The sequence below is a fragment of the uncultured Shewanella sp. genome (genome assembly GCF_947497935.1).
GTDB lineage: Bacteria > Pseudomonadota > Gammaproteobacteria > Enterobacterales > Shewanellaceae > Shewanella.
Window position 1 is genome coordinate 69,047 of record NZ_CANMIO010000002.1, and the last position, 15,660, is coordinate 84,706.

A 15,660-nucleotide genomic window follows, 5' to 3' on the forward strand; every position below is an offset into this window, starting at 1 on the left:
TAAGCGCCGTTATTAGGCCGTTATGCTGCAATAGCAGTCGCGATTACAGGGTGTTTTTGTAGATGATGCCGTCTTTCATAATCACCTTTTGCTTGTTGGTATCGGCAACGCAGGCGACACCTTCAAGCGGGTTGCCCTCGATGATCAGTAGGTCAGCATAGGCGCCTTCAATAACTCGACCTAACACTCCTTGTTGGTACGGATGCTGATAGGTCGACATCTCGAATAAGCGTCCACAGTTTGAGGTCACCATACGCAGTGCGGTAATCGTGTCGAAGGTCTGCTCAATCGCACCTAGTTCATTAAGCTGAGTGGCGTGTACGCTGGCTTCGCCGACGCAGTCGGTACCAAAGGCGATATTATCGATCTGATATTTCTTAATCAGTTCGGCAGATTTGAGCATCGCCTTACCTACCCGCTCAGTTTTACGATAGGTCTCTTCGTTAGGTAACGGGATCTTACGCTCTGCAATCAGTGATGAGGTAAAGTAGGATGGGATCACCCAAATACCTTTGTCTTTAATGGTTTTGGCAATGTCATCATCCATAATGGTGGCATGTTCAAACGACATCACGCCCGCCTCTGCGGCGCGGCGCATTGCGTCTGCGGTATGGATATGCGCCGCAACATAAGTGCCATAATCCGTTGCCGCCTCGACGGCCGCTTTCATCTCATCAAGAGTAAATTGCAGCGTATCGAGTGGGTCAAAGGTGGATGATGCTCCGCCGCCGGCCATGATCTTAATTTGCGATGCGCCCATAAACAGCTGCTCACGCACCGCTTTTAATACTTCTGATCTGCCGTCTGCGACCTTCATTGCGCCAAGCTTCATCATAGGTGAGTCTTCATGCTGACCGATCCGCTCCTGCGCTTGATTTTGACGATAGTCCGAGTGACCACTGGTTTGAGAAACCGCTGCCATCGATGGCAGAATGCGTGGCCCCTTGGCGTAACCTTTGTCGATGCTATTTTTAAGGCCGAGGGTGTTACCGGCAACATCGCGGATGGTGGTAAAACCGCGCATCAGCATCTCTTCTGAAATTCGTGCAGAACGAATCGCCACCTCTTCGCGGGTCATGGTGTCAATCACATTGAAAGGAGCCGACAAGGTAATATGAACGTGTGCGTCCATTAAACCCGGCATCACGGTGCCGCCTTTAGCGTCGATCACCTCATCCGCAATCGACAAATCAATGTCATCTTGGCGGCTAATTTTACTGATCAAGTTATCTTCAATCAGCACTGCAACCTTCTCTAACAGTTGGTTGTCTGTGCCGTTAAAAACATTAGCGTTGATAATGAGCTTTTTCATCGTTGATTCCTCGGTAGCATTGCTTCACTAAAATGATTTCATCTAACTGATGAACAAATCTTAACAACAGCCCCCACAATTAAATGGCCATTTAGTGACACTGGAATGAATGGTTTAACAGCCTCCTTTCAGCTCTCGCTATACTCAACAAACAATCACTCATATACTCAATGAGGTGACTCCTTTACGGTAATTAGCTATGTGTGGTCGACTCAATATTATTGATGACATGTTTGTACAAACATTGATGGATGATTTGCGGGTTAGCAATCAGCAAGAGATGTTGTTTGGACACTTCAAGATGCCCACTAATGACATCAGCATCGTGCGTGAGATTGATGGTGAGCGTCGATTGCAAACTGCCACTTGGTGGTTACTGCTTGAAACTTGCTATGAAGGCTTTAAACCCAGCCGTTACACCTCATTTAACACTCGATTCGACAAGCTAAACACGCCCAATAGCGCAGGTTTTCTGCCATTTAGAGAGAGTCGCTGCTTAGTGATTGCCAGTGGTTTTGGTGAAACCGAAAAAAAGGGAAGAGAAACTTATTATCATGACTTTATCGCCGAGAACTCGGCGGTAGCTTTTGGCGGGTTATTTCGAGACTGGCAACATCCCAAAACCGGCGAAGTGACCACATCCTGTTCCATCATCACTAATCCACCACATCCTGATCTTATGCCGTTTCATAGCAAAGCCAGCCCGATGATCTTGCCGCAAGATGATGAGGTGCTCGATGCTTGGTTAAACCCCGCTAACCAACAAGTTGAGATGTTTGATGATTTGCTAAAGCCAGCTCTTAGGCACGACTTTCTAGTGCAGCAAATAAATAAGCCGAGTCAGCATCAACCCATTGGTGAAGCTACTCGGCTTATTCCTAACGATTATCTTGTATAAATTTTACTAAGTGCCTAGTTAAGATAGGCGCTTAAGGTTTCTTGCTGACTCAGTAAGCTTTGATACATTGTAAACTGATTGGCTGCACGCTCTAGGTTATGGCCTGCATGATGAATTTGGAAATAGACATCGCCATTGAGGTGATCGGTTAAGAATCTCACCCCAATCATCAAACAGATCACTCTTGCACCTAACCATAAGCTCTTACGCTCATCCTCAGACAACACTTCACCTAGCTCACTTAGGTAGCCTTTACAGATAGCGCCAAAGATAGACTCTCTGACCTGCACCCTGTCTAGCGCAGTCGAGTCTTCCTCTTCAGGGCTACAGAAGGTACGTACCATGTCGCCAAAGTCATACATCAGATAACCCTTCATGCAGGTATCTAAGTCGATAATCGCAAGGCTGCTCATGTCACGCTTATCAAACAACATATTGTTGATCTTAGTGTCGTTATGGCAAATACGACGAGGGAGTTTAGCTTCAACCTCGGTTAACTCTTCAAGCAACTCAGTCTGTGACATAACAAACTCAAGCCACTGCTGACATTCAGCGAGTCGATTTTGAGGATTGCTAGCTGCTGCCTGAGCTAATAATTCAATGCGGCCAGGTAGATGATGAAAGTTAGGGATAACGTCTTCAAGTTGCTCAGCATCGAGATCTGTTAAGGCACAGGAGAAATGCCCGAAAGCCTTGGCCGCCATCTCAGCATCGGCTTCGCAGCCTACTACATCGATACTATGGCTATGGGGCAGATAATTAATCGCGCGCCAAAACCCTTGCTCGCCGAGATCGACAAAAAGCGTACCATCAAGGGTTAGTTCAGGGGAAACCACCTGTAAACCGTAAGCATCCATTGTGCGCTTTTGTTGTAAGTGCTGGCTGATCTTATGCGCGTTATTAACTAAAGCTAGCGGTGTTTTAAATACTTCTGTATTAATCTTTTGTAGAACAAACTCTCGCTCAACACTGAGGACCAAAAAAGTATGGTTAATATGACCATTCCCTAATGGAGACACTTTAGCGCTATCTGCATCAACACCAAAATGCGACAAAACATTTTGTCTTATAAAATCAATCACCCAACACTCCAGTAATCTCTATATCTCTGCTATCTGGGCTTGTTCTCCAGACCTTCCTTGCAGCATATTATTAAAAAGGAACCAACTTACCGTTATCTATTTTTGCTAAGGGTTTGCTGCAATTTTTCTCTTACCCAGTTCACATCTTCTGGGTAGGTCACGCCGTACCAAGACTCCCTAGCCACGCTGACATTCACCACCTTGCCTGCCTGCGTATTCGACTGCTCATCGAGTCTGGCCTGTACAACCGTTGGCAAGTAACACTCGGCCTTAGGATGCTGACCATTGTCCTTAAGGAAGTGACTGAATTGCTGTTCAATCACTTCAAAAATATCTGGCTTAAAGCCCCAGCAGGTCATAGATACCACTGCGTCATCGGCAATGGTTAAACGCTGCTCATCTAACGTACCAGTTAAGTCCGAGGCTTCACAGCGAATATCGAGCCATTCGGCGACATCGACCAGTTTGCCCGCCTCAACCTGACATAAGCCACGGTTTACGCCGCCATTTTCAGACAGGGTTAACCCGATTGGGTAGGCCACCATCATCCAGTCGTCATCTTTTGGCGATAATCCATCGGCGAGTAAGCTAAATGCACTGTCACCATAAAAATCGTCGGCATTGATCACAGCCATGGGACCAACAACATGATGTCTCGCACTCCAAAGTGCATGGGCTGTTCCCCAAGGTTTTTGACGCTGTGCGACATCGACAAACTCAGCAGCTGAATTGGGTAAATCATCGAGTGACTGAATGCAATAATCGCAGCTAAAGTCATCGGCTAGCTTTCCCGCTAGCGCCTCATCTAGCATTTCAGTCAGCTCGGGACGGATCACCAGCACCGCGCGGCTAAACCCGGCTTTATAGGCACTCTTTAACGAAAGCTCCAACATGGTCTCACCATTTGGCCCTAGCTGCGCCAGCTGTTTATCGCCGCCAAATCGGCTACCTAAACCTGCCGCTAGGATCACTAAGGTTAAATCCTGCTTGTTGTTACTCATGACTCTCTCTCAAACAATGACACTCTTCAAACGATTAAAGTGCCGCACCACGACAAGGCGAAGCAGTTTAATGAGTCTACAGACTAATATCCAGCGCTAATAGACGCTGGCAAGCTCAGCTTATCTAAGCTTATAAATAAGTGCGAAAAGCGGCGACCTTACCCAGAGCGGCTTGGCTGCCCTTCAAGCTGAAGTTATAACCGCAAAGGCTGACGTTACCGCGCCTAGCCATATCGACAATAATAGCCTCGGTATCGAGAGGAGAAAATCGGGCTTCTGTACCCGTATCGGCAAGCAAATCGACCACTAACGGACGATATTCAGTGCCGTTATTAAAACGCATCCGCGAGCAAGTTTTGTCGCCTTTTGCCGTAGCCAAAGACCACAGGTTAGTTGGCGAGCCTGTTTCACCCAGCCAGCGCATGATGAGTACATCCTCTTCAAGCACCAAGCTAAAACCATCAGGCATTGCCGTCGAGACTCTCTCGGTCTGAGGCGCACTCTCAATAACACTTTCAGGCAATGCTGCCGTTTCGACCTCAGCTTCAGAGGTAGGAATTAGCGACCAGATACTGCCAATTAGCATGACACTGACTAACACACCCGAAATGCCGAATAACCACTTCTTATTAACCTGTAGCGCCTGCTGCAGTTGAGCCATATTCAACGCTGCTGGCTGAGCTCTTCTTCTGTGTGAAGGCTGCTCCCCCCAGCTAGAATCATGCTCACGCTCTTGCTGAGCTAGCTCATCAGCCTGCACAGATTCGGCGTTGCTATCTGCCGCAAAACTGGTCGCCGCATTATCGTCACCACCTAAGGTCGGCTCCACTCGTACCCGCTGACTTGCCCTATCAGTCGTGACTTTGTTTGAACTCATATCCACTGGACCTGAATAGCCCTGCACATAATTTGCACCTGTTACTGCTGGAAGCAAGGCTAAATAACCAATCGCTAAGCCTGCAACAACCAATAACGTCAACAACAGCATCATGCTGTGGATATGCACTAGGGTTATCAGCACCAGTAAAAAAGGTAACAAGGTCAATACTGCTAACTTAGGAGATTGACCACTATCCCGTAGGCGACGAATACTGGTTAATGCGAGTAATGGGCCAATAAACAACGCCACACCATACAAAGCTGCAGAGGGGCTGAAAAGCACAACGGCCAACAATAAAGCGAAATAAATCAACCCACTGACAGTGGCAAAACGCTGTCCATTATCTAAACCATTCACACATAAAAGTGACTTTAGCTGCATACTCTTGCGACCTTAAATAATAATCTATGACTCGGCTGTTCCCCCAACTTGATGTTGTAACAGCGCCCCATTTCCATGCTCAGGCGAAAGCATAAAAAGTAAAGAAGTAGCCTACCGAATTTGCCTATCAATGTCAGTGTTTTCGGGCAATTTTATCATTAAAGATAAATGATACTCAGTAGAAGTCACCCAATAAAAAACCCAGCTAAGAGGATGATTTCCCCTAACTGCGACTAGCGCAAATATCACCCTAGGCTGTATAATGGCTCGCTTAACCTTTTATCGCCCCATTCGAGCTGGTAGCTAGCTCTTAGTGGTACAAACATCGGATATGCAGCTAATGACCGCTCGCGGAAACCTATTTATCGTCTCGGCGCCAAGTGGCGCAGGTAAATCATCGCTTATTTCGGCCCTGTTACGAGACCAGCCTGTAGATATGCAAGTTTCAGTTTCGCACACCACTAGACAACCCCGTCCTGGTGAAGAGAACGGTCAGCACTATCACTTCGTTAATCAAGACGAATTCAAGAGCTTAATCGCCGATGGCGCTTTTTTTGAGTGGGCAGAAGTATTTGGTAACTATTATGGCACCTCTCGTGTCACGATTGAGCAAACTCTCGCGCAAGGTATTGACGTATTTTTAGATATCGACTGGCAGGGTGCTCAGCAAGTTAAAGAGTTGATGCCTGAATCTATTGGTATTTTTATTCTACCGCCGTCAAAAACTGAGCTAGAACGCCGCTTAACAGGCCGCGGACAGGACAGCGAAGAAGTGATTGCAGGCCGCATGGCACAAGCGGTTTCAGAGATGTCCCACTACAATGAATATGACTTCGTTTTAGTGAACGATGATTTCGACAAGGCACTGGCCGATCTTTTAGCGATCATTCGCAGTCAAAGATTAACCTCTGCTAGCCAAATTCATACGCAAAATGGTATGATTAAAGATCTGTTGGCAGGCTAACTGTCTTCATGTACAATTTTGCGTCATTTTTTCAATCGATAAAACACTGGAGTTTCCAAACATGGCTCGCGTAACTGTAGAAGATGCCGTAAACCAAATCGGCAACCGTTTTGATATGATTCTGGTTGCAGCGCGTCGTGCTCGCCAAATCGCTGTTCAGGGTAAAGACCCTATGGTTGAAGAAGAGAACGACAAGCCAACGGTTATCGCCCTGCGCGAAATCGAGCTAGGTTTAGTCACAGCTGATACTTTGGATGCCGATGAGCGCCAAACAGTTCGTGAACGTGAAGCAGCTGAAATTGCTGCTGTTGCTGCCATCGCTGAAGGCCGCAACGCTATATAAGGAGTAGAGTCACTTGTATCTGTTTGAAGGTCTCAAGGAGTCTGCTTCAGGTTATTTAGAACCTGAGCAGGTAGAATTACTCAAGCAGGCCTATCAGGTGGCGCGTGATGCCCATGAAGGTCAGATGCGCACGAGTGGCGAACCTTATATTACCCACCCGGTTGCGGTTGCCCGCATCCTGGCCGATATGCGTCTCGATCATGAGACGCTTATGGCCGCTCTCTTGCATGACACTATCGAAGATACCCCAGTAACCAAAGAAGAGCTGGCTGAAATTTTCAGCGAGTCGATTGCTGAATTGGTTGAAGGCGTCTCCAAGCTAGATAAACTCAAATTTCGCGATAAGAAAGAAGCCCAAGCTGAAAACTTCCGCAAAATGATGATGGCGATGACCCAAGATATTCGTGTCATCTTAATCAAGCTTGCCGATAGAACCCACAATATGCGCACCTTAGGTGCACTAAGGCCCGATAAGCGCCGTCGCATCGCCCGAGAAACCCTCGAAATTTACGCCCCAATCGCCAACCGTCTTGGTATTCATAATATTAAGAGTGAGTTAGAGGAATTAGGTTTCCAAGCCTATTACCCAATGCGATATCGCGTACTTAGAGAGGTGGTCAAGGCCGCTCGTGGTAATCGTAAAGAGCTTATTCAAAGCATTGAAGCTGCAATTAATACCCGTCTTGAAGATACAGGCCTAGAAGGCACGGTAAAAGGACGTGAGAAGAACCTTTATTCCATCTACAACAAGATGCGCAATAAAGAGCTGCAGTTCCAGGAAGTCATGGATATCTATGCCTTTAGAGTCATCGTTGACTCTATCGATACTTGCTATCGCGTCATGGGTGCCATGCATGGCCTTTATAAGCCGCATCCTGGCCGCTTCAAAGATTATATCGCTATCCCTAAAGCTAACGGCTATCAGTCACTGCATACTTCACTCTTTGGTCCTCACGGCGTGCCGGTTGAGATCCAAATTCGTACCGAAGATATGGATCAGATGGCAGATAAAGGGGTCGCGGCTCACTGGCTGTACAAGAAAGGCAGCTCAGCCGAGCAAGGTACGACTACACAAGTGCGTGCCCGTAAATGGATGCAGAGCTTGCTGGAACTTCAGCAAAGCGCGAGCACCTCTTTTGAATTTGTTGAAAACTTCAAGACCGAGCTCTTCCCTGAAGAGATCTACGTCTTTACCCCAGAAGGCCGTATCTTAGAGCTGCCTGTGGGCGCTACCCCGGTCGACTTTGCCTATGAAGTGCATACCGATGTGGGTAATACCTGTGTTGGCGCTAAGGTTAACCGCCAGGCTTATCCACTCAGTCAGCCACTGATCTCGGGGCAAACCGTAGAGATCATTATCGCTAATGGCGCGCGTCCAAATGCGGCTTGGCTCAACTTTGTGGTAACGGGTAAAGCCCGCGCTAAGATCCGCCAGCTACTGAAAAGTCTGAAAGAAGATGATGCAGTACTACTGGGTAAACGTCTGCTCAATCATGCCCTAGGCGAAACTAAGCTAGACACTTTATCACCAGAGCAGATCGATAAAGTCGTTCGTGATACCAAACACGACTCGCTTAACTCTCTGCTTGCCGATATTGGCCTAGGCAATGCAATGAGCATTGTTATCGCACAGCGACTGCTTGGGGATAAGCCCCATACTCAAGAGCAAAATGAAGTGCCGACCATGTCTATTCGTGGCGCAGAGGGCATGCTAGTGACCTTCGCTAACTGCTGTCGCCCCATTCCTGGTGACGCGGTAATTGCTCATGTTAGTCCAGGTAAAGGCCTTGTGGTACACATGGAAAGCTGCGCTAACATTCGTGGTTATCAAGGTGAGCCAGACAAGTACATTCCAGTACAATGGGATAGTGCTGAAGGCGTCGAGTACCAAGCTAACTTGAGAGTTGAGATAGTGAACCACCAAGGTGCGCTTGCCAAAATCACCTCGATTGTCGCCTCCGCAGGTTCAAACATTCATAACCTAACCACTGAAGAGCGTGATGGACGAGTTTTCCTCATCAACCTACGTATTTCAGTACGAGACCGCATTCATTTAGCTAACGTGATGCGTCGGATCAGAGTACTACCTGAAGTACTACGTACATCTCGGAATCGATAACTGACTCAACACTGTATTTAACAAAGACAAGGAAAGATCATGGCAGATAAAATTATCATCGCGACCGCTAAAGCGCCACAAGCAATTGGCACTTACTCTCAAGCGGTTAAAGTAGGTAGCACAGTTTATTTATCAGGCCAGATCCCACTTGTTCCGACGACCATGGAAATGGTTAGCGATGAGTTTGAAGCTCAGGTTGTACAAGTATTTGACAACCTAACCGCTGTTTGCGAAGCCGCTGGCGGCTCATTAAGCGATATCGTAAAGCTCAATATCTTTATGACTGACCTAAGCAACTTCGCAACGGTTAATGAAATTATGGGCCGCTACTTTGAGCAGCCTTACCCAGCACGTGCCGCTATTGGTGTGAAACAACTACCGAAAGATTCACTTGTTGAGATGGATGGAGTGATGGAGATCTAATCCACCACGACTAAAGTCATTGGGCGCTACGGCGCCCATTTTGTTATTAAAGCCTGTTATTTAACGCCACATTAATTAGAAGCCAACCATGAGTCCTGAACGTTTCGCCCGCATCAATCAGATGCTAGATAATCGCCAACCCGATCTCACCGTCTGCTTAGATACCGTACACAAGGGTAACAATATTGCCGCCGTGCTACGCACAGCCGATGCAGCTGGCATACATGAAGTCCATGCCGTTTGGTCCGATCTAGAAATGCGCGTATCCGGCAATACCGCGTCAGGTAGTCAACAATGGGTTAAGACTTGCGTGCATCACACCATGGATGAGGCGGTTAAAGATTTTCGCAGTAAAGATATGCAAATCTTGGCAACCACATTTTCAGATACCGCCGTCGATTTTAGAGAGATTGATTACACAAAACCGACAGTGATTATTATGGGTAACGAGCGCGATGGCGTGAGCCCTGAAGGCATAGCAGCGGCGGACCAACATATCATCATCCCAATGATAGGCATGGTGCAATCACTGAACGTATCGGTTGCTGCGGCGCTAATTATGTATGAAGCTCAGCGCCAACGCACAGAAGCTGGCATGTATGGTACACGTAAGCTGGATGATGCTTATTGTCAGGTTAAGCTATTCGAGCAGGGGCACCCGATTTATGCCAAAGCTTGTCGCCGCAAACAGCTTCCTTATCCAGCAATAGATGAAGATGGCCAAATCCTTGCCGATGATGATTGGTGGCAGAAGATGCGCGCACCTTCAGAGTAATCTCTCAAGGGGTGTTGCGAAGCGTACTTCCTAAGAGCCGGCCTTTTGCATCAGTGTAAAAACGCTCATCAATACCAGGACTAATACCTATCAGTTTAGTGCTGGTATTTTTCTATCTACCACCATCAAATATTTCCTAACCCCCCCCCTAATCGTACAGCGTCATTATTTATAGACACAAAATTGTAACACCCGTTTGAAAAAGTTTGTCTTAGATCACATTTTTCGCCATACTCAAGATTGAAACAGCCTGTTAAACGAACGATTAAAACAACAAAGACGTTATCTGGCTGAATTGGAATCAACAATTATCAATATGGAATTGCGATGGAATCTTCTATGAAAACCCCGATTGAGATGCTCGAACATTGGGTTGAAAAACAAGGTGATCAAGTTTACCTAAAGCAGCCTATTGACGGCCAATATAAGACTTTTACTTGGCGCGATGTGCAAACCAAGATGCAGCAGATTGCTGGCGCATTGAGACACTTAGGTCTCAATCCAGGCGATAAGGTTGCCGTCCTCTCTAAGAACTGCGCCGAGTGGTTTATTACTGACTTAGCCCTGATGCACGGCGGTTATATCAGTGTCCCCATCTACCCTACAGCCAATGCCGATACTATTCGCTATACCCTAGAGCACAGTGAAGCTAAGGCGATCTTTATCGGTAAACTCGATTATTGGGCCGATCAAGAAGCGGGTGTAGGCGGCGATATCCTGCGTATTGCCATGCCTTACGATACCATGCCATCTCAGTATCACTGGGATAAGATGCTGACATTAGGTCAGCCATTGATCGATGCGCCGCTACCAACACCTGAGCAGGTGATGACCATCATCTATACCTCAGGCTCAACTGGTAAGCCTAAAGGTGCGATTCAAAATTTTGCCAGCTACGCTTGGACCTGCACTGCCGTCGTCCGCGACCTAAAAACAGACATCGAAGACAGACTACTCTCATACCTGCCACTGGCACATATTACCGAGCGCGTCGCAATTCAGGGCTCTTCATTCTATTCAGGTAGCAGCGTTGCCTTCGTCGAGAGCCTAGATAGCTTCGTTGCCGACGTTCAGCGAGCAAGACCTACGGTATTCTTCTCTGTGCCACGCCTATGGAGCCTATTCCAGAAAAATATTATCGACAAGATTGGCTACAGTAAGCTCAACTTCCTGCTAAAAGTGCCTATTATTAGCAGCATAGTAAAACGTAAAATCCACCAAGGTTTAGGGCTAGAACATTGCCATCTACTGGGTTCAGGTTCAGCGCCAATTCCGCCATCACTGGTTGAGTGGTATCACAAGATTGGTCTCAATATATCAGAAGCCTGGGGCATGACAGAAAACTGCGCCTACTCGATTATTAACCACCCATTTGATCCCCGTAAAATTGGTTCAGTTGGCCGCGCGGTCGAAGGCTGTGAAGCCAAGCAGTCCAACGTGGGTGAGCTCTTAGTTAAGAGCCCAGGACTAATGCAAGGTTATTACAAGCAAGAGGAAGAGACGGCTAAGTGCTTCGATGACGATGGCTTCTTCCATACCGGTGACCTTTGCTCTATCGATGATGAAGGCAACGTCAGCATCACTGGTCGAGTTAAGGACAACTTTAAAACAGCTAAGGGTAAGTACGTTGCACCCGTGCCAATTGAGCGCAAGCTTGCACAAGACCCTCATGTAGAGATGATCTGTGTTATCGGTTCTGGCTTACCACACCCAATTGCCTTAGTGCAATTGTCTGAAGGCGCGGCGCTACAACCAAGAGAAGAAGTGAGAAGCTCTTTAAAGAGCACCATAGATTCTGTCAACCCACACCTAGAGTCTCACGAGACTGTCGATGCTATCGTTATCGTCAATGAAGCTTGGGATGTTGAAAATGACGTACTCACGCCAACGCTGAAGATTAAGCGTCATGTACTTGAGAAGAAGTTTAGTGACAAAGTCGATGGCATTCGCGGTGGAAAAATCTGTTGGGAAGATGAAATCTAAACTCCTCAGCGTTGCCCATTAATGAATAACGGCACACTTCAAGGTGTGCCGTTTTATTTTTTGACCAAAAAGCCATCAATTAACTAAATTTAATGATGCAGAGACAGTTTTTGATTGCGCAATTTTTGAAAGAAACTATTCTTGCCATCCTTTCAGAAACATCCAAATTATAGAGTTAACCATGTTTATTTTATTGTCGATACTCGGCGGCTTTTTAATTCTTACTGTAGGCGCCGAAGCCTTAGTAAGAGGTGCAAGCCAAATAGCACTTAGACTGGGGCTTACGCCTCTTATCATCGGCCTAACTATCGTTGCCTTTGGTACCAGTGCACCTGAACTTGCGGTTAGCGTAAAATCTGCGATTGCAGGCAATAGCGGCATTGCTTTAGGTAACGTGATTGGTTCTAACATTGCCAACATCGGCCTGATTTTAGGTATCACAGCGCTAATTCGTCCGATTAAGATCGAGTCGCAAATGGTACGCCGTGATATTCCAATCATGATCTTAGCGTCTTTGCTATTTTGGAGCCTGCTACTCGATGGCGGCTTAAGCTTCTGGGACGGCGCAATTCTCTCTGCACTGCTTGTGGCTTACCTAACTTTCAGCTACTTCACTGCCGAAAAGCAGACGGACGATGATGTTGAAGGCACCAAGCAAAATCCAATGCTATCTGTGCTATTTATCGTTATTGGTATCAGTATGTTAGTTGGTGGCGGTATCTTATTCGTTGACGGCGCAGTAGCGATGGCGAAATCATTCGGCATTAGCGAAGTGATCATCGGCCTAACTATCGTAGCGATTGGTACCAGTATGCCAGAGCTTGTAACTTCAATCGTCGCCGCACTAAAAGGTCAGAGTGACATCGCGATTGGTAACGTTGTCGGCTCAAACCTATTTAACATTTTGGGTATTTTAGGCGTTACTGCACTTATCCACCCAATCAGTGGCTGCGAAATCAGCAACCTAGACTGGATAGCCATGATTGCCTTTGCCGTGATCTTACTGCCATTTGCTTACACGGGCCTGCGTATTGGTCGTCGTGAAGCGGCGTTACTTGTATTGGGCTACCTAGGTTACATAGGCTACCTAGTGGCTCAAGTTTAAGCGTTAAGCTCAGTCAATAAAAAGGCCTAAATTGCAGTCGCAGTTTAGGTCTTTTTTGTTTCTAACCTTCCTGAGTTAACAGTCATTACGTCCCACCACCAACATAAACTGCAGCTTGACTCCCAAACCAATAAGCGTCAAATTTGCGTAAACCGATAACTCTGATAATATATGTATAAATTTACAGTGTTTGAGTGCTAACAGTTTGCAAAGACTCGATCTTGTTCCTATCACAGATCTCAAAGGCGTCGCTAAGAAGATGGCCGAGAGACTAGCTAAGTTGAGCATAACAACAGTGCAAGACCTGTTGTTTCATCTGCCGCTGCGCTATGAAGATCGCACTCAAGTCTATCCTATTGCCTCGCTTTATCCTGGCAGCTACGGCACCATCGAAGCCGTTATTCAGTCGAGCCAAATTATTCAGGGCCGCAAGCGCATGCTCACCTGCACCGTGCGCGATGATACTGGCAGCTTAACCCTCAGGTTTTTTAACTTTTCTGTAGCTCAGCGTAACGGCTTAGAGATAGGCATGACCATTCGTGCCTATGGTGAAATTCGTCGCAGTAATCACGGTGTTGAAATTATTCACCCTGAATATAAATTAATCTCACCGGGTGAAGACCAACAACTCAGCGACACGCTCACGCCTGTTTACCCTACTACCGAGGGCTTAAAGCAGGCGAGTTGGATTAAACTCACCGAGCAAGCACTCGCTATGTTGGAAAGTGGCGGCCTACAGGAACTGCTACCTGCTAACTTGCAGCCCAATAATTTAGATTTAAAGCAGGCGTTACAGATCCTGCATCGACCCAATAATCAGGTTTCACTGTTCGAACTGGAGCAAGGTACGCATCCGGCGCAGCAACGTCTTATTCAAGAAGAGTTGCTGGCTCACAACCTCAGCATGTTGCGTCTGCGCCAGCGCAGTAACCGTGATAGTGCGGTAAGCATGAATGCCACGGGTCAGCTACTGAATCCGTTTTTAGCATCCCTGCCTTTCAAGCCTACCGGTGCTCAGCAACGAGTGGTTGCCGATATCACCCAAGACTTAGCCAAACACGAGCCAATGATGCGCCTGGTACAAGGCGATGTGGGCTCAGGTAAAACCTTAGTCGCCGCCCTAGCAGCACTACAGGCCATAGAGAGCGGCTATCAAGTAGCGATGATGGCACCTACCGAATTGCTGGCCGAGCAACACGCAATCAATTTCAAGAGCTGGTTTGAACCTTTAGGGTTAAAGGTTGGCTGGCTTGCTGGAAAACTCAAAGGCAAAGCCAGAGCCCAGTCATTAGCCGATATCGAATCTGGCGATGCCCATATTGTGATTGGCACCCATGCTATTTTCCAAGATCAGGTTCAGTTTAATAAGCTCGCCTTGATTATCATCGATGAGCAACATAGATTTGGCGTTCACCAGCGTTTAGGTCTACGTGAAAAAGGCATCAGTCAGGGCTTCCACCCTCACCAGCTGATCATGACGGCCACGCCTATACCGCGAACACTCGCCATGACTGCCTATGCCGATCTCGACACCTCGATTATCGATGAGCTGCCGCCAGGTAGAACACCGGTCACCACAGTGGCTATTTCCGAGCAACGTCGTGAAGAGGTACTCGAACGTGTCCGTCAGGCAGCCATTAACGACAAGCGTCAAGCGTATTGGGTTTGTACCTTAATTGAAGAGTCCGAAGTCCTTGAATGTCAGGCAGCCGAAGACACGGCGGAGGAGCTAAAGCGCGCCCTGCCCGAGTTAAAAGTTGGCTTAGTGCATGGGCGAATGAAGCCCGCAGAGAAGCAGCAGATTATGGCGGACTTTAAAGCGGGAGAGCTCAATTTACTGGTGGCCACGACCGTGATTGAAGTTGGCGTAGATGTGCCTAATGCCAGCTTGATGATTATTGAAAACCCTGAGCGTTTAGGCCTAGCCCAGCTGCATCAGCTGCGTGGACGCGTGGGACGTGGGGCAGTAGCCAGCCATTGTGTACTCTTGTACAAGGCGCCACTATCGGCAACGGCAACAAAGCGACTTGGAGTACTGAGGCAAAGCAATGATGGCTTTGTGATAGCTCAGCAAGATCTGGAGATCCGTGGTCCAGGTGAAGTCCTTGGCACCAAACAAACCGGTATTGCCGATATGAAAATTGCCGACTTGATGCGCGATCAGGCGCTTATTCCCCATGTACAGAAACTCGCTGCCCACGTTATGCAGCAAACACCAAATAGTGTCGATGCCATCATTGAGCGCTGGTTAGGCGATAGAGAGCAGTTTGTACAAGCTTAACCGACTGCTTTAGTCTGCTTCAGAAATTAAATATCCTTAATAGAGCCTTAGCCTATAGACAATCCGTTGGAATTTTGCAAAATGGATTGAAGCTATACTTTAATTATTAGTCG

General features: G+C 47.2%; 13 protein-coding genes. 9 read left to right on the forward strand and 4 right to left on the reverse strand.

Annotated elements, in window-relative coordinates; translation table 11 throughout:
• Window positions 1-43: 43 nt before the first annotated feature.
• Window positions 44-1,312 carry an amidohydrolase family protein gene (locus Q1A86_RS02480; protein ID WP_299802610.1) on the reverse strand — a complete coding sequence of 423 codons (1,269 nt, stop codon included), beginning with the start codon at window positions 1,310-1,312 and terminating at the stop codon, window positions 44-46.
• Window positions 1,313-1,511: 199 nt separating this feature from the next.
• On the opposite strand from Q1A86_RS02480, the gene Q1A86_RS02485 reads away from it, so the two are divergent.
• The gene (locus Q1A86_RS02485) at window positions 1,512-2,210 is read left to right on the forward strand and encodes an SOS response-associated peptidase family protein (RefSeq protein ID WP_299802616.1); all 699 of its coding nucleotides are present in this window, start codon (window positions 1,512-1,514) and stop codon (window positions 2,208-2,210) included.
• Window positions 2,211-2,224: 14 nt separating this feature from the next.
• On the opposite strand, the gene Q1A86_RS02490 is transcribed toward Q1A86_RS02485, so the two are convergent.
• The 3 genes from Q1A86_RS02490 to Q1A86_RS02500 form a co-directional block, all read right to left on the reverse strand.
• Window positions 2,225-3,292: a phosphotransferase enzyme family protein gene (locus tag Q1A86_RS02490; protein WP_299802624.1), complete on the reverse strand. Its 1,068-nt coding sequence runs from the start codon at window positions 3,290-3,292 to the stop codon at window positions 2,225-2,227.
• A 92-nt stretch (window positions 3,293-3,384) separates the two neighbouring features.
• Complete coding sequence (locus tag Q1A86_RS02495) at window positions 3,385-4,293, reverse strand: NTP transferase domain-containing protein (protein WP_299802631.1); 909 nt, start codon at window positions 4,291-4,293, stop codon at window positions 3,385-3,387.
• Between the two features lie 130 nt (window positions 4,294-4,423).
• Window positions 4,424-5,554 carry a DUF805 domain-containing protein gene (locus Q1A86_RS02500; protein WP_299802639.1) on the reverse strand — a complete coding sequence of 377 codons (1,131 nt, stop codon included), beginning with the start codon at window positions 5,552-5,554 and terminating at the stop codon, window positions 4,424-4,426.
• A 340-nt stretch (window positions 5,555-5,894) separates the two neighbouring features.
• On the opposite strand from Q1A86_RS02500, the gene gmk reads away from it, so the two are divergent.
• The 8 genes from gmk (at window position 5,895) to recG (ending at window position 15,547) form a co-directional block, all read left to right on the forward strand.
• On the forward strand, window positions 5,895-6,518 hold the full coding sequence (gene gmk / locus Q1A86_RS02505; protein WP_299803128.1) for a guanylate kinase: 624 nt from the start codon (window positions 5,895-5,897) through the stop codon (window positions 6,516-6,518).
• A 61-nt stretch (window positions 6,519-6,579) separates the two neighbouring features.
• A complete protein-coding gene (gene rpoZ / locus Q1A86_RS02510; protein ID WP_012275521.1) occupies window positions 6,580-6,861 on the forward strand; it encodes a DNA-directed RNA polymerase subunit omega in 282 nt (93 codons plus the stop codon).
• Window positions 6,862-6,874: 13 nt separating this feature from the next.
• Window positions 6,875-8,980: a bifunctional GTP diphosphokinase/guanosine-3',5'-bis pyrophosphate 3'-pyrophosphohydrolase gene (gene spoT / locus Q1A86_RS02515; protein ID WP_299802666.1), complete on the forward strand. Its 2,106-nt coding sequence runs from the start codon at window positions 6,875-6,877 to the stop codon at window positions 8,978-8,980.
• A gap of 39 nt (window positions 8,981-9,019) precedes the next feature.
• Complete coding sequence (locus Q1A86_RS02520) at window positions 9,020-9,403, forward strand: RidA family protein (protein ID WP_299802672.1); 384 nt, start codon at window positions 9,020-9,022, stop codon at window positions 9,401-9,403.
• Window positions 9,404-9,491: 88 nt separating this feature from the next.
• Window positions 9,492-10,178, forward strand: coding sequence for a tRNA (guanosine(18)-2'-O)-methyltransferase TrmH (trmH, locus tag Q1A86_RS02525; protein ID WP_299802678.1), 687 nt, complete (start codon window positions 9,492-9,494; stop codon window positions 10,176-10,178).
• Window positions 10,179-10,505: 327 nt separating this feature from the next.
• Complete coding sequence (locus tag Q1A86_RS02530; protein WP_299802682.1) at window positions 10,506-12,161, forward strand: AMP-binding protein; 1,656 nt, start codon at window positions 10,506-10,508, stop codon at window positions 12,159-12,161.
• A gap of 181 nt (window positions 12,162-12,342) precedes the next feature.
• On the forward strand, window positions 12,343-13,266 hold the full coding sequence (locus Q1A86_RS02535; RefSeq protein WP_299802687.1) for a calcium/sodium antiporter: 924 nt from the start codon (window positions 12,343-12,345) through the stop codon (window positions 13,264-13,266).
• 205 nt (window positions 13,267-13,471) lie between these two features.
• Entirely contained in the window at window positions 13,472-15,547 is a 2,076-nt protein-coding gene (gene recG, locus Q1A86_RS02540) for an ATP-dependent DNA helicase RecG (RefSeq protein ID WP_299802706.1), read from the forward strand.
• Window positions 15,548-15,660 lie beyond the last annotated feature (113 nt).